Raw genomic sequence first — 23,193 nt, 5'->3', positions numbered from 1 at the left:
ACACGCGCTTCAGGCAATGGCAGTTACAATGGCACAACAGTTGAGAACGCCAAATTACGGTGTTCTCAACTGTATGTGAAAATCTTAGCTCATCTTGCTTCACCACTTCCTTTAACTTGGGCAGAATCATAAACGCCCCAATACTGAATACCCTGCTGGCTCAAGACTCCTTCTGCACGATGAATTTCATCATCTATACCATCTAGTATGACCAAGTAATCACCTTGCTGTAGGCGATCGCTATAAACTCTGGCTCGTTCCTCGGGAATTCCTAAAGCAGCTAGCGCCTGAACCAAATTATTAGTTGCTGCTGCACTCACAGCAACACCTGCAATGCTAGAGAGTAATGCTACACCAGCGGAACCTGCTGCTAGGACTGCACCGATACCAGGAAGTGCCAAACTACTAAGACCAACTAATACGCCGCCCCAAGTGGCGCTAGTAAGAGCGTCTCCAACTGCTCCCGTTGTATCTACATTTTGATTACCAATGCGATCGCTCGTTTGAACGCTACCAAGCTGTTCACTTTGGTCTATATCTTTAGCAAGGATAGATACTTTTTCCATTGGAAAGCCAGAAGCTTTCAATTCATTGAGTGCTTGCTCAGCTTTTTTACTACTAGTAAATACACCAACAGCACTTTTACTATTTTTTTCAGTCATAATTTACCCTGACAGAAATATATACAAATTTAGTTAGTAATTAACATTAATTTGCTTGTTCATTAAAAAAGAGAGGAGATATAGCTTGCTTGGGCTAAACTCCTCGTATACCATCTTGGACACCTATTCGCACATTGATAATAATCTTACCGAACCTAAAGTTAAGTTAAATATATTAATATGATGAATCCCCTCCAATCTCACTAAAGAAATAAAGATTGTAAAATCATAAAGTGTTTCTATATACATAATAATTTTTATTTATAAATAAGTAAAAATACTTGTATGAAGCAATTAAACATCTATCTAAAGTAGTATTAATATACTCAATACAATCTGTATTATTTAGGATTAAGCTTGTAGCTAGTGCTCATATTTTATAATTAGGGATATTCACAAAAATTATGAATATACATCTTTTGGCAGTTTATTTAATTAGTGAAACTTCAAACAAGCTTTTTTCAAGTATCAAAATATAAAGTTAATTTTATTATCTGAATATAATTGTCTACCTGAAAAACAAGGAAAATCATATCAGAAGCTCTCAGAAGCGGTGCAGTAGCTTTTCTTTCTCCATTTTTACGAATTAAGTGCAAGTAGCAGGAATTCAAGTGGATAAAAACGAAGTGGTTATCAAGAAAATTACGCTCCGCGCAGAAGCAATGTATAAGCGTTTAGCAAATTTGTACCAAAGGGCCAACGCTTCGCTTGTTATGGCTGATAATTTGCTACCGGAAGCTTTCATCGAACTTGCCAATGCTTCAGAAATGGTAGAGTCAGCGATAGAGGGACTATACCAAATGAATGAAGAATTAATAGAGACACGAGATTTGCTGGAAACAGAATGTCAGCAGTACCAAGAATTATTCGAGCTTGCACCAGATGGCTATTTGATTACCGATCCAGCAGGAGCGATCCGAAAAGCCAACCATACTGCATCTGTGTTGCTGAACGTCTCACAACAGTATTTGGTAGGCAAAGTATTGGTTAACTTTGTTGCTAGTGAATTTCGTCTATACTTTCGCAGTAAATTAATTCAGCTATGTAAATCCGACACAATTAAAGAGTTAGTAGTACCCTTGCAGCAGAGCGATGGCAAGTCATTTGAAGCAGCTATTACAGCAACAGTTGCTCGCGATCAACAGGGCAAACCTCTTAGCATACGTTGGCTGCTGCGTAACATTAGCGAACGTCGCCAAGGAGAATCAGAATCTATTCAAGTGGACAGCGATTTCTGCCGCGATCGCTCTTTACACAAACATTCTAAAGGAGAAACCATCCCCCTCAATCCACAAGTGATTTGGTATGTTCATCAAGGTTGGGTGAAGCTAAGTACTCTTTGTGAAACGGGTGAAGAAGTACTGCTAGGCTTGGCAGGTGAAGGAATGGTTTTTGGCTCTAGCATAACCTCTCTACCAACTTACCAAGCAGTCGCTTTGTCTAATGTCTCTTTAGCGGCAATTTACATTGCAGAAATAGCAACTTCCCCAAAGTTGAGTCATGCCCTTTTACCAAAAATCAATCGAAGGCTACAACAAACAGAATCTTTTTTAGCTATTTCTGGAAGGCGGCGAGTTGCAGATCGTTTACACCAATTATTACAACTTCTGGAACAGGAAGTTGGTAAACCGGTGGTAGAGGGAGTTTTGTTAAATGTTCGCCTTACTCATGAAGATTTCGCTAGCGCCTGCTGTACTACTAGAGTCACGATTACACGACTGATGAGCAAATTACAACAGCAAGGAAAAATTGGTTTTGATTCAAAAAAACATATCATCTTAAAAAATTTAGATTAACTAATTATCCCTTCAATTTTTGCTGGATGCAATAAAAAATTTTGGCTGTCAATTCAATAGTTTCTATCCCAATTTATAGTAGGGGCGAAGCATTTGGAAAGATTTATTTCTGTCAAACCCAATAATTTTCACCTTAATGCTTCGCCCCTAGTTTATATTTCTCGCACTACAGGCTGACCATTTTTAACTTCACCAATTAACACTACATCGGCACAATTGACAAAAATGCCATTTTCGAGGACGCCGGGTATGTTATTCAGCGTTTTTTCGAGGTTAACTGGGTCATCAATAGAGTCAAATTTAACATCTATTACCATATTGCCTTGGTCGGTGATTACAGGCCCTGCTTTTTTAACTCCCATCCGTAGCTCTGGCTTACCACCAAGTTTCTCAACTGCCCGCATCACAGGGGTAACAGCCATTGGTATCACTTCCACTGGCACAGGGAAAACCGAGCCGAGTCGGTCAACTAATTTGCCACCATCCACAACAACGATAAACCGATCTGCCAGGTAATCTACTACTTTTTCACGAGTATGTGCTGCACCCCCACCTTTAATCAAATTCTTCTGCGGATCGACTTCATCTGCTCCATCAATGGCAATATCGATGTGGTCAATAGCATCTAAGGTGGTTAGTGGTATGCCATACTGCTTTGCTAAAACATCTGCTTGAAAAGAGGTAGTAACACCAACGATATCTTTAAGTTCGCCAGACTTGAGGCGTTCTCCTATATATTGAATCGCATACGCTGTTGTTGATCCTGTACCTAACCCGACAATGGAACCCGATTTTACAAGAGCGGCGGCGGCTTTGCCGACTTCTTGCTTCATCAATTTCACGGGGTCTGTTACTGCGGTCATTCCCAAAGCTCCTGAAAAACTGACTATAGTCCATAGTAGGGGAGAGTGGGAGATCGGGGGAGAGGGAGAGAGGGAGAGAGGGGGAGATGGGGAGATGGGGAGAGGGGGAATATCTATATATTCATGTGTCTACGAAACAGAACAACCAGTGGATAAGAGTACTGGTGTGTGGGGTATGGCTTTGGTAGCTTCGGCGGTGAGAATCACGTTACCTTTTAAAATAGCGATTCCGTTGCTTCAATAAACTAACAATCAACACAATGTTAATAAAAACTATTATTTGAACAATTGAGACGCTACTTTTTCCAAGGTAGCTTTGTACCCATTTCCGTTAGAGCTGAGAAGACGAGATACAGCAACAGCCCACATTCCGCAGGTGCGCTCGTAAATACTGTATTTTTATAAAATGACTTAAATGCTGCATTTTGGAAGCATGACAGCATCACCATTAGATATAACAGTACAAGATATTGACCACTGCGGCATAGTCGCAGGTATATGTGACGAGATGGAACTAGTAGAGCAAATCAACCGACTACTAGGAAGCCATCCGCAAGAAATAATCAGTGCAGGTCAAGTAGTAAAAGCAATGATTCTCAACGGATTAGGGTTTGTCAGTGCCCCACTATATCTGTTTGAAAAATTTTTGTAGGCAAAGCTACAGAACACCTACTCGGAAAGGGGATACATACAGAACACTTGAACGATGATCGCCTGGGTAGAGTGTTGGACAAACTTTACTCCAAAGGGCTAACAGAAGTATTTGTAACGGTGGCACTATCTGCGGCTCGGAAATTTGGTGTCAAAATGGACAGTCTACATCTAGATTCAAGTTCGTTTCATGTTGATGGTAAGTATATAAGTAACAGCAAAGATGAAAAAGAAGAACCTGGAGCAATAGAGATAACATACGGCTATTCAAGAGATCATCGACTTGACCTGAAGCAATTTATTTTAGACCTGATGTGCAGTGGGGATGGGGATATTCCACTGTACTTGAGGGTAGGAGATGGAAACGAGGCAGACTCAACCATGTTCGCAACGCTGCTTGCAAACTTTAAACAGCAGTGGCAAATTGATGCTTTATTTGTAGGCGATGCCGCGCTCTACACAGAAGATAACCTACAACAAATGCAACAACTACGTTGGGTATCAAGAGTACCCGCAACCCTGAGTGCTTCTAAACAACTACTAGACAACATTCATGAGGATGCATTTATCGCTAGTTCGTTGTCAGGATACCGTATCGCCTTATGTTGTAGCAATTATGGTGGCATACAGCAACGTTGGATAGTAGTTGAAAGCCAAGCACGTAAAGAAGCTGACCTCAAACAGTTAGAAAAGCGTTTAGACAAACAATTGACTAAAGCCCAATCGGAACTTAAGCTGTTATGTCAACAACAATTTGCATGTGAGAAAGGGGAATGGTCGTATTGTAGCAGTGAAGCCAGCATTGCTGCTTTTGGGTAGCTGCACACGCAGCAGCAGATATGGGCGATCGCTCTTTCCCCAATCTACAAAAGTGCGATCGCCTTTTATTATTTTCTCTTACTCAAAACCTTTAAATCGCAAAACCTAAAACTACATTTACAGCAGTACGAATTTGCTGCCAATATTCTTCTTCTAACACACCTACTAATCCTAAGATGCGGCTATTGTCAACAGCACGAATTTGCCCAACATCAATAAAACGGTCTCTAATCCATTGGCAGGTGTTGCTTTGACATTCACAACATATAGTGCTTCTTTACTTCCAGGTCGAAAGGGCATCACAATTGTTAGCAATCCATACTGATTCATAATGTCATTTTGCACAATTAAGCAAGGGCGAGTTTTTTGTGTCTCGGCCTCTACTGTTGGATCTAGATTTACCCAACGGATTTCTCCTCGCTGATAAATTAAATCACCGTTCGGCATTAATGCCATCCCCAACAACACTATCCCAAGCATCAATTTCCGCTTGATATTCAGGATCGTGAGCGTCTTCTTTGAGAGTTGCTATCATTTGTTCTTCCAAAATCCGGCGGCGGTGTTCTGCCAGCAGTGCATTAATATAGCCACTGCGGTTGCCTTTTGCCTGTTCATCTACAAACTGGAGGATGTCTTCTTCCAAGGTAACAGTGACTTTGATCATTAGTATTACCTTTGAGTATGACTAAATTATCATACTAAATATTGTACAACAATCAGTTAGTGAGGCTAATGCTTCCCTTGGGTGCGATCGCCCTTTACTCCACTTGTAAAAATGCGATCGCCTTCTTCCTAGTTTTTTATCTATTGCTTTTCTTCAGCACGACGGACAAAAGGCAACAAATCTTGCAAAATAGTTTCGTGATAATGTTCTTGCGGATAATGCCCAACGTTATTGAGTTTGACTAATTCTCCATTTGGTACAGACTTGGCAAAATTTTCTGCCATCTCCACACCTAGCCAAGGGTCTATCATTCCCCATTGAATTAATATTGGTTGCTGCCACTCTTTGAATCCAGATTCAATTTCTGGCATTGCTTTTGCTAGTTGTAAATTACGGATTGTTGCTAAAAGAGCGCGACCTGCAGCTGAAGTTTTCAAAAAAGGTTTACGATAAACATCTAAATCCGTATCAGTGATGACGTAACGGCTACCACCTTCTAAAGTCCGGTCTACTAACAGAGGATCTTGAGTCATCATTTCACCTGCTAAAGGTAGACCCATTTGTTGAATTTTCCAAGGTAATTTAGCAGTGCTAGAAATTGGTGTATTGAGAATAGCTATGTTGGCAATTTGTTCTGGATGACGCAAGGCATATTGCAGTCCTACAGAACCCAGGAAGCCTTGTACAACTAAAGAAAAACGTTCTATTTCTAAGGATTTGATAAATCCTCCTAAAGCTGTAATAAAAGCATCAGGGGTGTAGGCAAAATCTCTTTTTTCTGGTTTAGAAGAAAAGCCAAAACCAATCCAATCTGGGGCGATCGCTTTTGTTCCTTGCTGGGATAAAGCAGGCAGAATATTACGCCAGCTATAACTTTGTGAAACTAAACCATGCAGCAGCACAACAGGCAGTAAATCAGTTTTGCCAATTGGTTCAGCTACTCGGTAAAACCATTCCAGCGAATCTATTGAAATCTTTTGTTCTATTATCGACATTTGAATTTAAAGTTGACCCAAAGGTGCTAATTTAAAAAATTTCTTTTTTATTGAGAATCGTTATACAATCGTGAATTGACTCTCAGCCGGTAATAGGTAATGGGCAATCGGTAATGGGAAGAAAACCACTAATTACCAATTACCACTACATCTGTAGTAGATGTTGCAAACATAATTTTTGTCGTCGCTTCAATTCACATCAGGCATTAATTGTCTATCGTTAAGAAATAATCATCTCACGAATCGCGTAAGCTGTGGCGGGTGCAAGTAAGACGCCATTGCGATAGTGTCCTGTAGCCAGCAGGACATTACTAAAACCTGATAATTTCTCAATGATTGGGGCGGGACGTCCTTCGGGGCGGGGACGTAATCCAGACCAAGTGCGGATAGTAGTTGCGTTTGCTAAATCTGGGCAAAAGGCGATCGCTTGTTGTTTGACAGACTCTAACTGTTCTTTGTTGGGCAATATCTCATGACTGCCATTTGTGGAAAACTCAACCGTTGCACCTACCCAGTAATCAGCGCCACCCACAGGAACAATATGGACATCATTACCAGTAATTACTGGCTGAAAATCAGGATTACCCAAAGAATGTCCTAATCTCAGATGCAAAGCTTGCCCCAGTACAGGGCGAATATCAATCATCTGATGTAATTGTGCTGATAGTGGCGACGAACCAAGTCCAGCGGCGACTACAAACCAATCAGCAGCTATTTTCCCCTCCGTTGTCTCCATTTGCTGACAAAACTTTTCACCCCCCTCCCTGCTTGCGGTGAGAGGGGGTGGGGTCATCCCTAAAACATTGACACCAAATTTAAAAGTAACGCCATTATGTTGGGCAGCCTCAACTAAAGCTAATGTTAGTGCTGTGGGATCGAGTTGGCGGTCTTGTGGAGAGTAGATAGCGCCAATGATTTGTGTTTCATCTACCTGGGCACAGATTTTTTTTAGTTTGACAGCGTCCCAAATTTCTAACTGGTAGCCTTGAGAGTGGCGAATTTCTGAAAGCTTTTCCCATTCTGAGATCCCCCCAACCCCCCTTTCCAAGGGGGGCTTTATTTTCGTTTCCCCTCTTTCCAAGAGGGGCGAGGGGGGATCTGCATTCCCCGTCAACAGCATGAGAATTCCTTGGCGGTTGAAAGGAATTTTGCGATTCGTGAGTTCTTCTAGTTCTGGAATTAAGGATTCATAGCGTTGGATGCTAGTTTGACGCATCTGCCAAGCTTTGCCCTTGATTTTATGGCTGATGATGCTCATTAAAACGCCCAACGCGGCTCCTGTGGAAGCTTGGGCAGGTGGTTGTTTGTCTAGGACTGTAATTTTTAGCCCTTTGGCTAGGCTGAGTTCATAAGCGATCGCAGCCCCAACCACACCACAACCGATGATGACTACATTCATAACTTCTAAGAAGGGATTGGGGATTAGGGACTGGGGACTAGGGACTAGGGATAAAAATAGATTTTTCTCCAATACCCGATCCCCGATCCCCGATCCCCGATCCTCCATCTCCCATCTTAAGCACTAACTAGCTTCTGCTGAAGTGCGACTTTCTGGAAGCAACCCCAGGAAAGTGTCAATATCTGCAAATGCAGCTTTAGCGTTATTCAGGGCTTTGAGAGAATTGACAGAGTCAATGGCTTGATCAATTTGAACCAGGTGGTTAAACATTTCTCGTGCCACTTGACGTGCTTTTTGTTGGTCTTGAGGCAGGAGGTTGGGAATGACATAATTCATGTGCAACCTTGCTTCCGCCATTGGACCGTGGATAAAATTACCAACATTTACCCAATCATTTTTTTGGATCAACTCTGTGAGTTCTTGTGAGCGATCGCGCACAGCCTGGATTTCAGGCAAATATCCCTGAATTTTCTCAAGCTGTGTTGGGGTGTAAGTTGGAGGTGCTGTGGCGACAGTAGGGCCACCACAACTAATAAGGAATGTTGCCAAAAGAACAAGAATTAATGACAAGATAGAGCGTTGACGCGCCATAAACCAAGCTTAGTATTGCCGATTAACAGTGTAATTTTAGATCGGAGTGCGTAACTTCTTGTTCTAATTGGCAAGGGATTTTGCTGAAATTCCTGGTTAATCTTCCTGGTATTTCACAAAAAAAGCGCAGGCTAACTATATTTTTGGGAATTTTTAAGTATAATTACTTAATATAATACATTTACGCTTTTACACAAAATCCACTCTTACAATGGTTGTCAGAAAAGTCTAAATTTAAAGTTGCGAATTAAAAAAGATATTGATAGGCTAAAACACCAATACCAAGAGCCTTCTGGCAGTTTTTACATTGTCGCATCGTCCACTTAGCAAACGCAGCTTGGGGGAGTGTTTTCGTGAACGCAGCAGAGATGGCAACAAACCTAGAATTCGCCAAAAAGATTGCTACAGTTGTTAACCTGTTTAAATTTGAGTTTCCTGATGCCAGATCGGATCTCAAACCGTGGAAAAATGACCCAGAAACCAGAGAGTTAGTCGATCCTGATTCTATAGATATTGGCTTTCATTTCCCTGGGGTAAGCAAATCTTGGCGCAGCCGCAGTATCCTAATTCAAATTCGTTTTTATCAAGATCCTGTCAATGGCCTACGTCGTGCAATTGGCGTGGAAATAGCAGGATTCAGCCACCTCGGCGAACAGTGGCGGCTTTCTACAGTCGAAAATTGGAATTTTGTTGGTACTACTCAGCCTTCAGAAGAAGTGGGGAAAAAGCTAAAGGAGTTTTGCAGGCAAATTTTGGAGTTGTTCAATAAACCTAGTGATTGATTTTTCTGTGGCGATGATGCTAGATAATTAACACCTGCGTGTTTCCCGAAACTAAAAAATATATTATTATACCAATTTCAAAAATGATTGCAACAAATGGATTGACAGAACCCGGACAGAGACAGTAATTCCCAATTCAAAATCTGTCTTGAAAAGCTTTGATCGGAGGAAACCTCCGCTCAAACTTTTCGCAAAATCTAAAATCCAAAATGGTATTAGCTATTTCCTAAGTAATATTTACATCTTCTACCCACAGAAGATGATTAGCAAAAGAGCTTGTTGTCAGTGCGTTGTAAAATTTGCGGTCGGCTGTGACAAGCTGGCATTGTTCCGTAAAAGCAAGAGCTAGATAAAAACAATCATCCACAGTCTGTGCTAGGCTGTTAGCCATATCAACAGCAGCTTCTAACAACAGTTTTGAAGGGTAAGTTTGCAACATCACTGACTGAAAGTCATGTATAATTTTGCGGCTCGTTTCTGTAGTAATTTCCCCTAGCTGAACCTTTTTCCACAGGATATTGCCAAACTCAGGTAGCAGTAAGTCTGGGGCTATTAATTCATAACTCCCGTCCAAAAGACGAGCCGCTTTTTCGCTGTTAATCTCCGGTACAAACCATTTGACAGCGACACTGGCATCAACAACGTAGCGATTCACCGTTTTCTGTCCTCTCGTAGGAGTTCAGCACTATCGGTATGGCTACCACCAACTAATTGCAGCCGCATTTGGAAAGCAGCCTCTCTCGCTTTTGCCATGTTGACTTGCTGACTTGAAGTTGCCGTGCTTTGTGCTGCTATCTCCAAGATGTGTCTGATTTGGGCTTGCAAAGAGCGACCGTGCTGTTGGGCGAGAATTTCTAGCTTTTCCAGGATAATGGGGTCTAGTTCTTCAACTAAGACTTGAGCCATAGTTGACTTTTTATACTTAATTACATTAAATAGCTTTTTGAGATTATACCTTGCTGTGGCGATCGCGCTTTGTAAGTATGTGAGAGAATTGCGATCTATAAATTCTTGCTGACAACAGGAGAAATCAAAAGTGCATCTGCATCGTTACAATAATCTCCATCGCATTCAGCAACTCGACCCTCTGCAAGACCATTGCCAGATTTATCATCTTACAGTTGGGTACGAATTTCCCTGAGATATGGTGCGATCGCTGGAAATAGCACTGATGAAAACTTATTGTGTTCCCAGCATCTCGAAATTACTGGATAAAACTGGGGAATTTCGCGATCATCCGCAAAAGCGTTACGACGATACCTCTATCATTGTTGTGGAGATGAGCAAGTGGGGTTACGATAGCGAACTAGGTCGTCTGGCAATTGAGCGGATGAATGCCATCCACAGACGTTTCAAAATTGCCAATGAAGATTTTCTTTACGTACTTTCGACTTTTATTTACGATCCTATCCGCTGGAATGCTCAGTTTGGCTGGCGGTTGATGTGCGAACAAGAAAAATTAGCATCTTTTTACTTTTGGCGGGAAGTAGGCAAGCGCATGCATATTCAAAATATTCCCGCAACCTACGAAGAATTGGAACGCTATAACCTTGATTACGAACGCGAACACTTTCGTTATTCGGATACGAATCGTCGAGTTGGTGAAGCAACCCGGGGGTTATTTTTGAGTTGGTTTCCTTGGTGGATGCGATCGCCCCTCAAACCTGTTGTTCATGCTTTACTAGATGACACAATGCTGGATGCCTTTGGTTTTGAACATCCTCCTCAATTGCTGCGAACTGCTGTTGCAAATATCTTAAAGCTGCGTGGGTTATCATTGCGTTTTTTTCCACCCCGCCAGCAACCTCACTTTTTTATCGACTCCCCCATTCGCAGTTATCCCAATGGTTATGAAATTGACGAGTTGGGGCCACCGGAAAATAGGTAAAAGTGTAGAGATGGGGAAGAAGGGCGATCTTGATTTTTATAAAATTTTATATACTCCAGATTATGTTCGATACTTCACTGTAGAGAGATGACGGCCAACATAGCCTATCATTAGTTTTCCTGGCTTGACTGGAAAGAAATGAATTCGCCAGTTGCAAAATCTCAATTTCACGTGTCGCTCAAATAAACGGTCTTGACCATCAGGACAACGAAAAGTTCTTTCTTTACCGTATTTATTAAGTGTTGCTTCACTCTCTCCAGACTCATCAATAGAATATCCTTCTACACTAAACGAGCCAGTTTGCCAGCTTTTACAGCAGTTTTGAAGCGCAAACAATGTATTGATTACAGGCTGTAATTCTAATTGTCCAGTAAGGATATTCTGCAACTGCTTACCAACGACATCACAAAATTCGAGATTGGGAAAGAATTCTTCTCTTCTACTCCAGAGTTCTACACCATCACTAACACATTTACAAATACGTTCTTGAATCCAATTAGTATGTTCTTGTACGTGATTGCGGCGGCTAGCGTGAATAATTTCTACAATTTCTTCGACTATCTCACTATTTTCATCAATACGCCTGAATTCAATTTGTAATCGGTTATAATCCCAGCAATCTTCTGAGAGCAAGCTGACTGGTAGTGTATCACTTACAAGAGCAAAACCCAATCCTATAGCTTGCTGTCCTTGATGCATAAATTCAGACAAATCAAAGTCATTTTTAATTACTTCTGCAATATCAGTCCAGAAAGGAGCTTTGGCCGTTAAAGTTCTAAAGAAACTCCGTTCTTCTCGGTCTACTTCAGGATCATTGCGCCAGCGAGCAAGAGGATAGCCAGGAGCAAGTTCAATTGTATTTATATCACTCTGCGTGCGAAGTACGCGCTTCACACCACTAGTTGTTGCTTGACGCAAAGTTTTAATCAACTCTGACATCAATCTTTGTGCAGTGGAAATATCAGCAGCAGGAGTCCGCAGAGACAGTTCGTTGAGTACCATCTCCAAATCCATATCTTATTCTCCTGCTGGTTCTAACAAAGCCTCCAAACTTTTATCCCACTCATCAAAGAAGCCATCAGGCCATTTGTCAATTCTGCCATTTCTATCAATACGAGGTGACACTACGTTTGTGAAAGCTTGTCCTTGTTTTTCTTGACGCTGAAAGTAGTGCAACTGAACATCTTTTGGATCAAGCTGACCACCATGAACAGCAAGACGAATTCCGTTTAAAACATGGTCACTATGAGTTTCTATCACAACCTGAACACCACAACTAGCTGCCAAAGCTAATAACTCACCCATTTTGGCTTGTCCTTTGGGGTGAAGATGAGCTTCTGGATTTTCAATTAGGATGAGTGTACCAGGATTTGATGCGAGTACGGCAACAATAATTGGCAAAGTGTAGGTAATTCCGAAGCCAACATTGGTTGCACGATAGGGGTTGCTGAGTCCATATGAATATTGAAAGCTTACCAAATCCATATCTGGATTAGATTTGATTTCAAGGCGTGTTCCTGGGCTAACTTCTCCCACCCATGCCTCTACTTGATCTCTTAGATTTATGGAAGTTGCCTTGGGATGGCTGAGATTAACATTGGGAATATATCTGTCTCTATAAATAGAGAGGAAGTGTGCAGTATATTCTCCTTTAGTTCCCAGTTGTTGATGCTGTCGCACTTGAAAATCGGATATCTCGAAGTATGTTCGAGGGCCAATACGTTCTGCTTGTAGATAGTGAAAGTGATCGTTAAAAAGATTTAATTGATATATATCAGGGAAAGTTGGTTGTGACACAAGAGCTAACACATCTGCCTCTCGGTTATAGTTGAAAAGCCAAATTCCTTGTTTTCCATCTTTCCAAATTAGTTCAAAACCAATTGAATCATCTTTTGCTCCCTCAAACAATGCATCTTGGGCCGTCCCTATAGAAACGAATTCACCATTGAGGGCTAAACCTATATTTGGCAATAAATCCTGTTGGTAAGATTGACGCAGCAGGAGTAATGCTTGTAGGACAGAAGATTTACCTGTGCTATTCAGTCCAGAAAGTAAGGTTAGATTCTTTAACTCAAGTGACTGTTCTTCAAAAGCTTTGAAATTTTTCAATCGTAGTAAATTAATCATGATAGTGCTTCTTTAACAATTTTTTCTATAGTAGAAAATCTATAATTAATTTTAGTGGCAGCCTGTGATATGGAATTTACAAATTCCTCATCATTTTCAATGCAATCCATAAATAAACTGATTACTTTATTTTTTCGCTGTTTCAGTATTTCTGCTTCTTGGTCTTTGAGATTACTAAATACAACAGACCAAGCCTCAAATAAAGATTTATTGAGTGGCTGCATTTTTTTTGAATTTTTTAAAATTTTTCTAAAAGCGTATTTTCCAAATATAGAATGAGCTATTTCCATAGCAACCTTAAATTTTACTTCAATTTCATCTAATTGCTCATGTGTCATTTCATTAATTTTTATCATTGCTTCATTTAAAAAGTAATCTCTACCCTCTTTAAGAGGATAATCTTGATATGGCATCAGGTAAAAGGCAATAAAACCTAGTATGAACTCATGATCATCCATACGTTGCTGTCGCTTTTTACTAATATTGGTAACTTTTATAAATTCTTGAGAATGAGCAAGTTTATTTAAAAATAGTGTAGCTTTACCTGGATTTAAAGCATGGCGTAACTCTTGAGGTGAAAGAGGCTCTCCTCCTGTGTTAATCCGCCTGAAAATATTATATTTAACTTCGGGTGGTGTTCCTTTTTCAATCAAATAAATTGTCAGTACAGTTTCATCTATACGACGTTGATAGTTTCGTGGTAATTCATCATATGTTTTACCTTCAAGATGATTGAGAAACTCTAGTTGGCATAGCCTAAGTTCTTTGTCAATAGCAAACTTCTTCAAAGCACTTAGCCTTTGTAACCCATCTATAACTAACCATTTATCTTCATTAGTAGCATCCATATAAAATGCAGGTAGTGGAATACGAATCAAGATTGATTCAATAAGTCTGCTTTTAGCAGTTGGTGTCCAAATATCAGCATGGCGCTGAAACTCAGGAGCTAAGTCAATCTCATCAAATTTAATCCTTTTCAACACTAAATCAATAGTCATGGGTCGAGTATCAACCCTGATTTTGCTGGGATCAAATGGCGTAGAAATTGTCTCTAATTCTGCTTCAATATCTTCATCTTCTATGTCCACATCTTTTTCAAAAAATTCCAAATTTAAGTTGTCCAGATCGGTCACAATACTTACTCCTTGGCATTCACGAATATTCTTGTCCTACTTTGAAATTCCTGATGGTGACACCTCTGCAAATTGTGGATTGCATAAATAACTTACTTTTGATCGTACTATTTTCTAACTGCCGCAGTTAGGATCAACATATACTGATCGCACGAACACAACAACCATAAACAGTAAAGCAGCTGGAAGCAACCAGCTGCTTGAGTGAAAATGCGATCGCTCAGTTCGTTTAGACTGATACCACCTGACTAGCTGGTGCAACTCCAGCCATATCCAAAATTTGCGGAATCAAATCTTCGCGCTTGACTGCCATCATATGGACACCTTGACACAATTGCCGCGCGAGCTGCACTTGTTCGGCGGCAATTTTCATCCCTTCTTCAAGGGGATTTTTTGCTTGCGCTAATCTATCAATAATGTGTTGGGGTATATTTACACCCGGAACGCACCTATTAATAAATTGGGCATTTTTCGCCGATTTCAACAAGAAAATTCCCGCCAAAATTGGCTTATCACAGCCTGCGGCAATTTTATCCATAAACTTTTCTAGCATTTCAAAATCAGTAATTAATTGACTTTGAAAAAATTGCGCTCCTGCTTCTAATTTGCGTTCAAATCGTTTTTGCAAACCTGACCAACTCGAACATTGGGGATCTACTGCTGCACCGGGAAATAAATCTAATGCCCCATCAGTCAAAGGTTGCTCATTGCAGTCAACACCTTGATTCAGCTTCTCTATGACTTGCAGTAGGCGCACAGACTCTAAATCAAATACACCTTTGCAGTCAGGATGGTCGCCTGCTTTCACGGGGTCGCCGGTCAAAGCTAAGATATTGCGGATACCGATCGCATGAGCGCCCATCAAGTCGGCTTGTAAACCAATGCGGTTGCGATCGCGACAAGCAATCTGACAAATCGGTTCAATTCCGTTTTGCAGTAAAATTGCCGACGCTACCACCGGACACATCCGCAACACTGCCCGACTACCATCTGTAATATTGACAGCATGAACCCTCCCCTTAAGGGTCGCCGCCATTTTGAGCATGTGGTCGGGATTACCGCCTTTGGGTGGTGCTACCTCGGCGGTAATCAGAAATTCACCAGCTTTTGCTGCTGTCCGAAAAGAAGTTAAAGAAGTTGGATTTCTAGTATCCAGCATAACCATGACGATTTCTGTCTTTGGGTACAGCTATAACACATGTCACCCCACTCAGAAAAGCTCATAGCGGCATAGAGTAGCCCATCGCGGCTTTAACTTGTGCGAGAGTTTGGTTGGCGATCGCTTCTGCTTTCTGCCTTCCTTCCCGCAACACAGATTCTAAATAGCCTTTGTCTGCCATGATTGCCTGATATTTATCTTGGATAGGTTTGAGGGCGTTAATCGTCGTTTCTGTCAGTAAAGGCTTAAATTGCCCCCAACCCATATCCTGACACTCAGCTGCGACTTCTTCCTTGGTTTTGCCAGAAAGTAGCATGTACAGAGTTAACAAATTATTACTCTCCGGACGTTCTGGATTATCAAACTCCAAACCACGAGTAGGATCGGTTTTGCATTTCTTAATTTTTTTGGTAATTTCATCTGGTGGATCGAGCAAATTGATCCGACTCAGTTCAGATGGATCGGACTTAGACATTTTTTTAGTCCCATCTGTCAAACTCATTACCCTTGCTCCCTCCTTGCGAATCAAAGGATCGGGCAATTTCAATACTGGCTGGTTTGGTTTGGCAAATTGATGATTAAACCTGTTGACAATATCCCGCGTCAGTTCCAAGTGTTGCTTTTGGTCTTCACCTACAGGAACTTTATCAGCTTGATACAGCAAAATATCAGATGCCATTAATACTGGGTAGTCCAACAAGCCGACACCAACGTTTTCTCCCTGCTTAACAGCTTTTTCCTTAAACTGAATCATGTCTGTTAGCCAGTTGAGGGGTGTGATGCAGTTGAGTAACCAAGTCAGTTCGGCGTGGGCAGAAACGTGAGATTGTACAAAAATAGTCGAATAGTTTAAATCAAGACCACAGGCGAGATATAAAGCAGCTAGGGTGTAGGTATTAGCTGCCAGCGTCACTGGGTCGTGAGGCAAAGTAATGGCGTGTAAATCAGCTATAAAGAGAAAATTATCGTACTGGCTTTGCCCTTCTACCCAGTTGCGAATTGCGCCAAGATAGTTACCTAAATGTAGATTACCTGTTGGTTGAACTCCAGAAAGAACTCGTTGCCTGTCAGACATAAGGTAGGATAAATACTTTTAACTTTTTTTAAAGATACTCAAAAATGACTCAATCATAAAAATATCCCTCCTTGATGGAGGTAATACGGTTGGGATAAGCCCATAGAAATGCCTACGGCTACCGTTAGTTAACCGAACCATATTGAGAGTGGAGAGATGGCGCGATCGCGCTATTGTCACAGAGTCAGCGTTTCCTGAATCAATTGGCGTATGTACTAGAGGCGTTTTGATGCAATAGTTGCGATCGCCAATATTACCTTCCAATCTGAGTCCATAAATTTGGCATAGTTCAATCAACTCTGGCAGAGTCTTTGCCTCTAATTCACTGCGGTCTAACATAGTAAATGTCTGTTTCTAATGAATGGACTTGGTGGGTAGGTATTCTTGGCGGAAGGCTATCCACCATTTTTGAATATACAATGTGTTGCCTAATTATTTGTAGATTATTAATAAATGCCCAATCCGCATGGCAATCCAGACATCAAAAAACACGGTTTTAAAACGGATAGAGATGAACCGTTAACGGAAAGAATCGCTATTAGAGTGACTAAAACAATGGCTGAAAAAATTAAATCAATTGATGATTATCCTGAATTCTGCCGTCAAGCACTCCAGGAAGCATTAGATAAACGAAACCAATCAAGAGATACTTCTGAACCAAAAAACTCTTAACGCTGGCGTTGGTAGCGTCCAATTAATTCTGCTTCTGCCAAAATATGTCCATCCATTGCTGCTTCTAGCTGATTTTTGGTAGCACCGGGTTGCAAACCCAACTTTTTATCTAAAGCATAAAGTTTGAAAAAATATCTATGGGTTCCACTAGGAGGACAGGGGCCACCATAACCAAAATTGCCAAAATCATTTTTTCCTTGGACACCGCCATCAGGTAAGTTTTTTACAGCAGCGATTTTCTCTGGTAATTGCCGAACCGTAGCTGGCAGATCGTAGAGAACCCAATGGACAAATGTTCGTCTTGGTGCATCAGGATCATCTACAATCAAGGCAAAGCTTTCAGTTCCTGATGGAGGTTCATTCCAGTTCAGGGGAGGGGAGATATCCGCGCCATCACAGGTGTATTTGGCAGGAACCAAGCCATTAGCTTCAAAGGCAATGCTTTCTAGATTCATCTTTTGCACCTCCCTTTGTGAGCGATCGCTCTTAGTCGGAGTAACTAAAGTATTGCTATTATCACTAGAACCACAACTAACTACGGATAATGCCACGAAAGCAAATAGACTGACACTATGCTGAAGAAAAATCCGCCTTCTGCTCATGGCTTGTGCGCGAAAGTATTTTGTGGCTGGTTGAGAAAATGCGAGCCTCCTAACGGAGGAGCTATGCTAACGCAATTTTCAATAATTACAGATCCAGTTATTTGCTTTCATCCATCTGTAGGTTGATGGGTGAGTTCGTGGTGACACATCTCAAAGCATCCCTCTACTTTCCTTGGTATTAACATAGCCCCTCTCCAAGTTTTGGAAAGGGGCTATGCATTCAGAGATTTTTGAGATAGTTAGTTATAGTTAGGGGATTCGGTATAGTGATTGGATTTAGCAGCGGCATTCTTTTACCGCTCTATAACTATCTACTCAATCACCGCAGCACATTCCGGAAAATTGATCAAAATATTTTGAAAATCTAGCTGAACAATAATGTCCAATAGCAGTATTTATACTCAAAGGTTGCAGGATTTAATGCAGCGAGTGGGTATCTCCAGTTTTAAAGCACTGAGTCGTGCTACTGGCGTTTCCGAACGGCAAATTTTGCGATTGCGACGGTTTGGAGTAGATCAAATGCGGGTGGATGTGCTGCTAAAACTATCGCCAGCGCTACAGGTGTCATTACATGAATTAGTGGCAACTTTTTCTGCACAAGATTTGGTGAGAGATCGGGGTGCACCTACTTCAGAATTGTCACAGCGGATGACAGATTTAAGAAAAGAGTACGATCGCCTGCAATTACAACTACAACAGCAGCAGTTGAGTTTGCAACAAGAGTTTCAGCAGTCGAGCTTGCAATTGCTGGAATCTTTGTTATTACAATTTCCCACAGCAGCACAAAAAGCGCGAGAAAACCCGCAACTACCCGCCCTCAAAATAGTTCCATTAGTGCAGAAACCCCTAGAAAGACTTTTACAACAATGGGGAGTAGAAGCGATCGCACTTGTAGGAGCAGAATTACCCTACGATCCTCAGTTGCATCAATTGATGGATGGTAATGCACAGCCAGGAGAAATTGTCAAGGTGCGTTACACAGGTTATCGCCAAGGCGACAAATTGCTTTATCGAGCCAAGGTAAGTCCTTTGTGACATCCTCCCACCATCATCTCTGATTTGGTGTGGGCTTTCCAGCTTTACAAATGAGACTTGCTACCTCACAGGCTGACCAACGTACTCGCCTCCGCAGCCAGGAATCGGTTGTCCAACCGACCCAAGATTTAACACAGCAGTTCCTTCACTTGTGGAAACCCCAAGACCTTTTGGGTACTCTACGAGAAGCCACCCTAACGGGCGTCTACATGGGGGGCTGCGGGGTTCCCACTAAGCGTGGGGAGACCCCCTTTGGAGCGCGCTGGCTCACCACCAACAACCAACCCCATAACAGATTAACTTCCCACAGCTAAATAAAACTTTTGTATGCTGATTGTAAATAGGTCTTAATAGTTCTTTTAAAAACTTGTGCAAGAAGATTTTAGACTAATAGTCGATTTAGTTTCAGTTCTCGCTGTCGCTGCCTGTGGGGGACTGTTGGCGGCGCTTTTACGACAACCTGTTTTGCTTGGGTATTTGCTTGGCGGGATGGTGGTTGGCCCAACTGGGTTGGGACTGATCAAAGAATTAATTCAGGTAGAAACTTTGGCACAGTTCGGTGTTGCGTTTCTATTATTTGCCTTGGGTGTGGAATTTTCCTTTGCAGAACTTAAAAAAGTTCGGGGAATCGCTCTTGGTGGCGGTGGACTGCAAATCACCCTGACAATAGCAGTCACCGTTTTGGTATGTGGTTTAACCGGAGCTTGGGGAACCCTACCAGCTAAGGGCGTATTTTTGGGGGCGATTCTGTCTTTATCTTCCACAGCAGTTGTGCTTAAGTGTTTGATGGAGCGCAACGAAACAGAAACACCGCACGGACAGGTGATGCTAGGCATTTTGGTGGTGCAGGATTTAGCCCTAGGGTTGATGCTCGCAGTCTTGCCAGCTTTGCACCAACCAGGGGAAGCAATTGGTATAGCAGTGCTAACAGCCCTAGTACGGATTGGCTTATTTGCTGCGGGCGCAGTCATAGCCGGCAAGTGGCTGATACCGCCTTTGTTGCGAATGCTAGCCCGCACCGAAAGCCGAGAATTATTTTCATTAGGAGTAGTGGCGCTGTGTTTGGGCATTGCCCTCCTGACAGAGTATTTGGGGTTGTCAATTGAAATGGGGGCATTTGTCGCGGGTTTGATGATTTCGGAGGTGGAGTATGCCGACCAAACCCTGACTTATGTAGAGCCACTGCGAGATATTTTTGCCAGTTTGTTTTTTGCTTCGATCGGGATGTTAATCGACCCAGTGTTTTTGTGGAAGAACCTGGAATTAATTCTCGGATTGGTAGCGCTGGTATTTATTAGTAAATCTTTGATTATCACACCGTTAGTGAAACTGTTCCGCTATCCTCTCAAAACGGCGTTAATTGCTGGTTTGGGACTGGCTCAAATCGGAGAATTTTCCTTTGTTCTAGCCAGTGAAGGACAAAAGCTGGGGCTGGTTTCCCGACATATATATTTATTGATTTTAGGAACAACCGCAGTTACATTGATACTTACCCCCTTTGTGCTGCGCTTAGTACCGATTATCTTTGACTGGCTAGAATCGATGCCTTGGCTAAAGCCCTATTTCAGCAGTGAGGGGAAGCCATTGGAAGTAGCCGATGAACTACCCATGAAAGACCATATAGTAGTCTGTGGTTATGGGCGAGTGGGCAATAATTTGGTGAAGTTATTACAACAACACAATCTGCCTGTTGTGGTGATTGACCAATCTGAAAGTAGAATTCAGCAGTTGCGTGAGGCGGGAGTACCTTATGTTTATGGAAATTGTGTGAGTTTTCACGTTTTAGAAACTGCGATGATCGGTCAAGCCAAAGGCATGGCGATCGCACTTCCCGATCCGATGAGTATTCGTCTTTCCCTCAAACGTGCTTTAGAATTATCTCCCGATTTAGATGTTGTGGTTCGCGCCACCAGCGATAAAAATATTGAAGTTCTCTATCAACTGGGTGCGAGGGAAGTCGTGCAACCAGAGTTTGAGGCGAGTTTGGAAATGGCAACATATATATTAAATGCTGTAGGATTGTCAAGTATTCTGGTGCAACGGGAAATGCAGCAAATCCGCAACCGTCATTATTTGGATCTGCGACCAGAACAGTCAGCATCCCAAGTTTCTCGTCATCTACGCCAAGCTACTCAAGATTTGAACAGTCGCTGGTATCCTCTACCAGATGGTTCACCCCTAATTGGCATGAGTTTGGAAGAAGCCGATATGCGCTACTTAACAGGGGTGAGTTTGATGGCTATTCGCCGCACCAGTGGTGAAGAAATAGATTATCCCGATGCTGCTACCAAGTTGGAAAAAGGCGATCGCCTGCTGGTAGTAGGTTCAGATGAAGAACTAGCTGCTTTGGATGAATTTGCACTCGGTAGGGCGGCTGTTCCTGGAGATAACAGCGCTTGTCAGTGGGTAACACTCAGCGCTGATTGTCCGGTGCTTGGTAAAAACCTTGCAGATTTGGATATCCGCCAGCAATTTGGAGTGCAAGTACAAGCAATGCGGCGAGATGGTAAATTTATTCGCTTCCCAAATGGCAAGATGGAATTACAAGCCCAGGATCAATTGCTATTGTGCGGTAGCTTGTCGAGTCTTAATCAACTAGAACAGTTACTTGCCCCATCCACTTCGCTATCTATCCCTGTGGTGAAAGCTGCTGAAGCAGAAGGGTTGCGCGATTATTTACCTTTGGATAATTTGCGGGATTAGTCAAAAGTCAACATTTTGTTGGTAGTTGGTGGTAGGTGGTTGTTTGGAACAACCAACTACCAACAAACAACAAACAACAAACTAATGACTAATTTTTTGACTTTATATAAGCGATCGCTTGCTTCCAAATAGTAGTCTGCTGACTGCTTTCATCCACAAGACACATGCTGTATTGGTCTTGCCACATAACTTTTCCAGTCAATATATCGCCAGTCAGCAATTTGATCTCGATGGGTGTTGCTTGTTTAATCAGGTTTTGTAATTGGCGAGTACTGGGTAAGGAAGCGTCAAATTCAGCAATCATAGTCAATAGTCAATAGTCATTGGTCATTAGTCATTGGTCATTGATCATTAACAAATGACAAAGGACAAATGACCAATGACAAAACACAAATATAGTTCATGGATTTTAGTAATGGCAATCGAATTTACTAAGTATCACGGTTTGGGTAATGATTTCATTTTGATTGATAATCGCTCATCATCAAGTCCTGTAATTACTCCAGAACAAGCGGTGCAGTTGTGCGATCGCCACTTTGGCATCGGTGCTGATGGTGTCATTTTTGCCCTACCTGGAGAAAATGGTACTGACTACACAATGCGGATTTTTAATTCTGATGGTTCGGAACCAGAAATGTGCGGTAATGGCATTCGCTGTTTAGCCGCTTTTTTGGCTGAGTTAGAGGGCGACTCGCGCAAGCATGAATATCGCATTCATACCCTGGCTGGTGTCATCACACCCGAACTCATGGCAAATGGTCAAGTGAAGGTGGATATGGGTAGCCCCAGGCTACTTGCTAGTGAGATTCCCACCACCCTATGTCCAGCGAATGAGAAAGTGATTAATCAACCGCTAGAGGTGGCAGGAAAATCTTGGGATGTCACCTGTGTAAGTATGGGTAATCCCCACTGCATCACCTTTGTGGAAGATGTCGCAGCAATTCCTTTAGAAAGCATTGGCCCTGTGTTTGAACATCACCCGGTTTTTCCCCAGCGGACAAATACTGAATTTATTCAAGTGGTGCGCCGAGATTATCTGAAGATGAGAGTTTGGGAACGTGGCGCTGGTATTACTCTAGCCTGCGGTACTGGTGCTTGTGCTTCTTTGGTTGCTGGGGTATTAACGGGAAGATGCGATCGCACTGCTACGGTAGAACTGCCTGGTGGTTGTTTGCAAATTGAATGGTCGGAAATCAACCAAAGAATTTACATGACCGGGCCTGCCGAGCGAGTTTTCCAAGGAAAATATGGGGTGTAGGAATCACCACTAACGTTCACCACATTCCTATCTCAATTCTTCCACTTCCGCGTTCTTCCGGATAACTACAGTGGTCATCAATTGCATTTAATACAGGTATTGCTAGGGCTACAAGGTCTTGTGCCCCTAGGATGTTATTTGGGTGCATGAAAAACTCCATCCTCTTATGGGTGGGGCTTTTGGGCATTGGGGATTGGAAATTGGGCATTGCCCATACCCCACGCCTCACTTTTTTACGTGATTTCACGGTTGATTTGCGAGATTCTAAAAGTATCCTTATGGCGGTTATTGACCGCATAATATCCATGATTTTTCTGAG

General features: G+C 42.1%; 25 protein-coding genes and 2 pseudogenes. 9 read left to right on the top strand and 18 right to left on the bottom strand.

Annotated features, from left to right (window positions below):
• Positions 1–89: 89 nt before the first annotated feature.
• Positions 90–662 (bottom strand): general stress protein, encoded by a 573-nt coding sequence (locus FIS9605_RS0119245; protein ID WP_026734060.1) that lies wholly within the window; start codon positions 660–662, stop codon positions 90–92.
• A 626-nt stretch (positions 663–1,288) separates the two neighbouring features.
• Here FIS9605_RS0119245 and FIS9605_RS0119240 point away from each other — a divergent pair.
• Positions 1,289–2,458, top strand: coding sequence for a helix-turn-helix domain-containing protein (locus FIS9605_RS0119240; RefSeq protein ID WP_026734059.1), 1,170 nt, complete (start codon positions 1,289–1,291; stop codon positions 2,456–2,458).
• A 152-nt stretch (positions 2,459–2,610) separates the two neighbouring features.
• On the opposite strand, the gene rpiA is transcribed toward FIS9605_RS0119240, so the two are convergent.
• A complete protein-coding gene (gene rpiA, locus FIS9605_RS0119235; RefSeq protein ID WP_026734058.1) occupies positions 2,611–3,321 on the bottom strand; it encodes a ribose-5-phosphate isomerase RpiA in 711 nt (236 codons plus the stop codon).
• Between the two features lie 433 nt (positions 3,322–3,754).
• On the opposite strand from rpiA, the pseudogene FIS9605_RS41880 reads away from it, so the two are divergent.
• Positions 3,755–4,734: pseudogene (locus FIS9605_RS41880) on the top strand (IS1634 family transposase); the annotation flags it as partial.
• A gap of 148 nt (positions 4,735–4,882) precedes the next feature.
• On the opposite strand, the pseudogene FIS9605_RS37470 reads toward FIS9605_RS41880, so the two are convergent.
• The 5 genes and pseudogenes from FIS9605_RS37470 to psbQ all read right to left on the bottom strand — a co-directional run bounded on the left by FIS9605_RS37470 (position 4,883) and on the right by psbQ (position 8,440).
• A pseudogene (locus tag FIS9605_RS37470) lies at positions 4,883–5,238 on the bottom strand (type II toxin-antitoxin system PemK/MazF family toxin).
• Entirely contained in the window at positions 5,225–5,455 is a 231-nt protein-coding gene (gene mazE / locus FIS9605_RS0119215) for a type II toxin-antitoxin system MazE family antitoxin (RefSeq protein ID WP_026734057.1), read from the bottom strand. Before mazE ends, FIS9605_RS37470 begins: the two are co-directional and overlap by 14 nt.
• Before the next feature lie 140 nt (positions 5,456–5,595).
• Positions 5,596–6,450 (bottom strand): alpha/beta fold hydrolase, encoded by an 855-nt coding sequence (locus FIS9605_RS0119210; protein WP_026734056.1) that lies wholly within the window; start codon positions 6,448–6,450, stop codon positions 5,596–5,598.
• A gap of 220 nt (positions 6,451–6,670) precedes the next feature.
• Positions 6,671–7,849: an NAD(P)/FAD-dependent oxidoreductase gene (locus tag FIS9605_RS0119205; RefSeq protein WP_026734055.1), complete on the bottom strand. Its 1,179-nt coding sequence runs from the start codon at positions 7,847–7,849 to the stop codon at positions 6,671–6,673.
• Between the two features lie 123 nt (positions 7,850–7,972).
• Positions 7,973–8,440, bottom strand: a complete 468-nt coding sequence (gene psbQ / locus FIS9605_RS0119200; RefSeq protein WP_026734054.1) for a photosystem II protein PsbQ — start codon at positions 8,438–8,440, stop codon at positions 7,973–7,975.
• Between the two features lie 353 nt (positions 8,441–8,793).
• Here psbQ and FIS9605_RS0119195 point away from each other — a divergent pair, with 353 nt between their 5' ends.
• Positions 8,794–9,222, top strand: a complete 429-nt coding sequence (locus tag FIS9605_RS0119195) for a hypothetical protein (protein ID WP_026734053.1) — start codon at positions 8,794–8,796, stop codon at positions 9,220–9,222.
• 226 nt (positions 9,223–9,448) lie between these two features.
• Here FIS9605_RS0119195 and FIS9605_RS0119190 read toward each other — a convergent pair whose 3' ends face one another.
• Complete coding sequence (locus tag FIS9605_RS0119190) at positions 9,449–9,877, bottom strand: type II toxin-antitoxin system VapC family toxin (RefSeq protein ID WP_026734052.1); 429 nt, start codon at positions 9,875–9,877, stop codon at positions 9,449–9,451.
• A complete protein-coding gene (locus tag FIS9605_RS0119185; RefSeq protein ID WP_026734051.1) occupies positions 9,874–10,128 on the bottom strand; it encodes a FitA-like ribbon-helix-helix domain-containing protein in 255 nt (84 codons plus the stop codon). Before FIS9605_RS0119185 ends, FIS9605_RS0119190 begins: the two co-directional genes overlap by 4 nt.
• Before the next feature lie 265 nt (positions 10,129–10,393).
• On the opposite strand from FIS9605_RS0119185, the gene FIS9605_RS37465 reads away from it, so the two are divergent.
• A complete protein-coding gene (locus tag FIS9605_RS37465) occupies positions 10,394–11,110 on the top strand; it encodes an oxygenase MpaB family protein (protein ID WP_231510395.1) in 717 nt (238 codons plus the stop codon).
• A gap of 60 nt (positions 11,111–11,170) precedes the next feature.
• Here the strand turns inward: FIS9605_RS37465 and FIS9605_RS0119175 are convergent, their stop codons facing one another.
• The 6 genes from FIS9605_RS0119175 to FIS9605_RS42815 all read right to left on the bottom strand — a co-directional run bounded on the left by FIS9605_RS0119175 (position 11,171) and on the right by FIS9605_RS42815 (position 16,943).
• A complete protein-coding gene (locus FIS9605_RS0119175) occupies positions 11,171–12,124 on the bottom strand; it encodes a hypothetical protein (protein ID WP_026734050.1) in 954 nt (317 codons plus the stop codon).
• 3 nt (positions 12,125–12,127) lie between these two features.
• Positions 12,128–13,237 carry an AAA family ATPase gene (locus FIS9605_RS0119170; RefSeq protein ID WP_026734049.1) on the bottom strand — a complete coding sequence of 370 codons (1,110 nt, stop codon included), beginning with the start codon at positions 13,235–13,237 and terminating at the stop codon, positions 12,128–12,130.
• Complete coding sequence (locus FIS9605_RS0119165; RefSeq protein WP_026734048.1) at positions 13,234–14,370, bottom strand: DUF262 domain-containing protein; 1,137 nt, start codon at positions 14,368–14,370, stop codon at positions 13,234–13,236. The genes FIS9605_RS0119170 and FIS9605_RS0119165 overlap by 4 nt, the downstream gene beginning before the upstream one ends.
• 229 nt (positions 14,371–14,599) lie before the next feature.
• Positions 14,600–15,529 (bottom strand): methylenetetrahydrofolate reductase, encoded by a 930-nt coding sequence (locus FIS9605_RS0119160; RefSeq protein ID WP_026734047.1) that lies wholly within the window; start codon positions 15,527–15,529, stop codon positions 14,600–14,602.
• A gap of 61 nt (positions 15,530–15,590) precedes the next feature.
• Entirely contained in the window at positions 15,591–16,604 is a 1,014-nt protein-coding gene (gene trpS / locus FIS9605_RS0119155; protein ID WP_026734046.1) for a tryptophan--tRNA ligase, read from the bottom strand.
• Between the two features lie 18 nt (positions 16,605–16,622).
• The gene (locus FIS9605_RS42815) at positions 16,623–16,943 is read right to left on the bottom strand and encodes a hypothetical protein (RefSeq protein WP_026734045.1); all 321 of its coding nucleotides are present in this window, start codon (positions 16,941–16,943) and stop codon (positions 16,623–16,625) included.
• A gap of 114 nt (positions 16,944–17,057) precedes the next feature.
• Here FIS9605_RS42815 and FIS9605_RS0119145 point away from each other — a divergent pair, with 114 nt between their 5' ends.
• The gene (locus tag FIS9605_RS0119145) at positions 17,058–17,276 is read left to right on the top strand and encodes a hypothetical protein (protein ID WP_026734044.1); all 219 of its coding nucleotides are present in this window, start codon (positions 17,058–17,060) and stop codon (positions 17,274–17,276) included.
• Here FIS9605_RS0119145 and FIS9605_RS0119140 read toward each other — a convergent pair.
• Positions 17,273–17,878, bottom strand: coding sequence for a YbhB/YbcL family Raf kinase inhibitor-like protein (locus FIS9605_RS0119140; protein ID WP_026734043.1), 606 nt, complete (start codon positions 17,876–17,878; stop codon positions 17,273–17,275). The genes FIS9605_RS0119145 and FIS9605_RS0119140 overlap by 4 nt on opposite strands.
• 378 nt (positions 17,879–18,256) lie before the next feature.
• On the opposite strand from FIS9605_RS0119140, the gene grpE reads away from it, so the two are divergent.
• The 3 genes from grpE to FIS9605_RS0119125 are packed head-to-tail and all read left to right on the top strand — an operon-like array spanning position 18,257 to position 21,616.
• Positions 18,257–18,913 (top strand): nucleotide exchange factor GrpE, encoded by a 657-nt coding sequence (gene grpE, locus FIS9605_RS0119135; RefSeq protein WP_026734042.1) that lies wholly within the window; start codon positions 18,257–18,259, stop codon positions 18,911–18,913.
• A gap of 50 nt (positions 18,914–18,963) precedes the next feature.
• Positions 18,964–19,227: a hypothetical protein gene (locus FIS9605_RS0119130; RefSeq protein ID WP_155960460.1), complete on the top strand. Its 264-nt coding sequence runs from the start codon at positions 18,964–18,966 to the stop codon at positions 19,225–19,227.
• Between the two features lie 55 nt (positions 19,228–19,282).
• A complete protein-coding gene (locus tag FIS9605_RS0119125; protein ID WP_026734040.1) occupies positions 19,283–21,616 on the top strand; it encodes a cation:proton antiporter in 2,334 nt (777 codons plus the stop codon).
• 88 nt (positions 21,617–21,704) lie between these two features.
• Here the strand turns inward: FIS9605_RS0119125 and FIS9605_RS0119120 are convergent, their stop codons facing one another.
• The gene (locus FIS9605_RS0119120; protein WP_026734039.1) at positions 21,705–21,920 is read right to left on the bottom strand and encodes an Hfq-related RNA-binding protein; all 216 of its coding nucleotides are present in this window, start codon (positions 21,918–21,920) and stop codon (positions 21,705–21,707) included.
• A 111-nt stretch (positions 21,921–22,031) separates the two neighbouring features.
• On the opposite strand from FIS9605_RS0119120, the gene dapF reads away from it, so the two are divergent.
• Positions 22,032–22,874, top strand: coding sequence for a diaminopimelate epimerase (gene dapF, locus FIS9605_RS0119115; protein ID WP_026734038.1), 843 nt, complete (start codon positions 22,032–22,034; stop codon positions 22,872–22,874).
• A 16-nt stretch (positions 22,875–22,890) separates the two neighbouring features.
• Here dapF and FIS9605_RS0119110 read toward each other — a convergent pair whose 3' ends face one another.
• Positions 22,891–23,121: a hypothetical protein gene (locus FIS9605_RS0119110; protein WP_155960459.1), complete on the bottom strand. Its 231-nt coding sequence runs from the start codon at positions 23,119–23,121 to the stop codon at positions 22,891–22,893.
• Positions 23,122–23,193 lie beyond the last annotated feature (72 nt).

The sequence above is a fragment of the Fischerella sp. PCC 9605 genome, from assembly GCF_000517105.1.
GTDB lineage: Bacteria > Cyanobacteriota > Cyanobacteriia > Cyanobacteriales > Nostocaceae > PCC9605.
This window is presented reverse-complemented; position numbering and strand designations above follow the sequence as displayed.

Excerpts from the sequence above, each read along its gene's own strand:
- FIS9605_RS0119210 (WP_026734056.1), bottom strand. The coding sequence starts at position 6,450 with ATGTCGATAATAGAACAAAAGATTTCAATAGATTCGCTGGAATGGTTT.
- FIS9605_RS0119140 (WP_026734043.1), bottom strand. The coding sequence starts at position 17,878 with ATGAGCAGAAGGCGGATTTTTCTTCAGCATAGTGTCAGTCTATTTGCT.
- grpE (WP_026734042.1), top strand. The coding sequence starts at position 18,257 with ATGTCCAATAGCAGTATTTATACTCAAAGGTTGCAGGATTTAATGCAG.
- FIS9605_RS0119185 (WP_026734051.1), bottom strand. The coding sequence starts at position 10,128 with ATGGCTCAAGTCTTAGTTGAAGAACTAGACCCCATTATCCTGGAAAAG.
- FIS9605_RS0119130 (WP_155960460.1), top strand. The coding sequence starts at position 18,964 with ATGAGACTTGCTACCTCACAGGCTGACCAACGTACTCGCCTCCGCAGC.
- FIS9605_RS0119170 (WP_026734049.1), bottom strand. The coding sequence starts at position 13,237 with ATGATTAATTTACTACGATTGAAAAATTTCAAAGCTTTTGAAGAACAG.
- FIS9605_RS42815 (WP_026734045.1), bottom strand. The coding sequence starts at position 16,943 with ATGTTAGACCGCAGTGAATTAGAGGCAAAGACTCTGCCAGAGTTGATT.
- FIS9605_RS0119245 (WP_026734060.1), bottom strand. The coding sequence starts at position 662 with ATGACTGAAAAAAATAGTAAAAGTGCTGTTGGTGTATTTACTAGTAGT.
- psbQ (WP_026734054.1), bottom strand. The coding sequence starts at position 8,440 with ATGGCGCGTCAACGCTCTATCTTGTCATTAATTCTTGTTCTTTTGGCA.
- dapF (WP_026734038.1), top strand. The coding sequence starts at position 22,032 with ATGGCAATCGAATTTACTAAGTATCACGGTTTGGGTAATGATTTCATT.
- FIS9605_RS0119205 (WP_026734055.1), bottom strand. The coding sequence starts at position 7,849 with ATGAATGTAGTCATCATCGGTTGTGGTGTGGTTGGGGCTGCGATCGCT.
- FIS9605_RS0119145 (WP_026734044.1), top strand. The coding sequence starts at position 17,058 with ATGCCCAATCCGCATGGCAATCCAGACATCAAAAAACACGGTTTTAAA.
- mazE (WP_026734057.1), bottom strand. The coding sequence starts at position 5,455 with ATGATCAAAGTCACTGTTACCTTGGAAGAAGACATCCTCCAGTTTGTA.
- FIS9605_RS0119160 (WP_026734047.1), bottom strand. The coding sequence starts at position 15,529 with ATGCTGGATACTAGAAATCCAACTTCTTTAACTTCTTTTCGGACAGCA.
- trpS (WP_026734046.1), bottom strand. The coding sequence starts at position 16,604 with ATGTCTGACAGGCAACGAGTTCTTTCTGGAGTTCAACCAACAGGTAAT.
- FIS9605_RS37465 (WP_231510395.1), top strand. The coding sequence starts at position 10,394 with ATGAAAACTTATTGTGTTCCCAGCATCTCGAAATTACTGGATAAAACT.
- FIS9605_RS0119120 (WP_026734039.1), bottom strand. The coding sequence starts at position 21,920 with ATGATTGCTGAATTTGACGCTTCCTTACCCAGTACTCGCCAATTACAA.
- rpiA (WP_026734058.1), bottom strand. The coding sequence starts at position 3,321 with ATGACCGCAGTAACAGACCCCGTGAAATTGATGAAGCAAGAAGTCGGC.
- FIS9605_RS0119175 (WP_026734050.1), bottom strand. The coding sequence starts at position 12,124 with ATGGATTTGGAGATGGTACTCAACGAACTGTCTCTGCGGACTCCTGCT.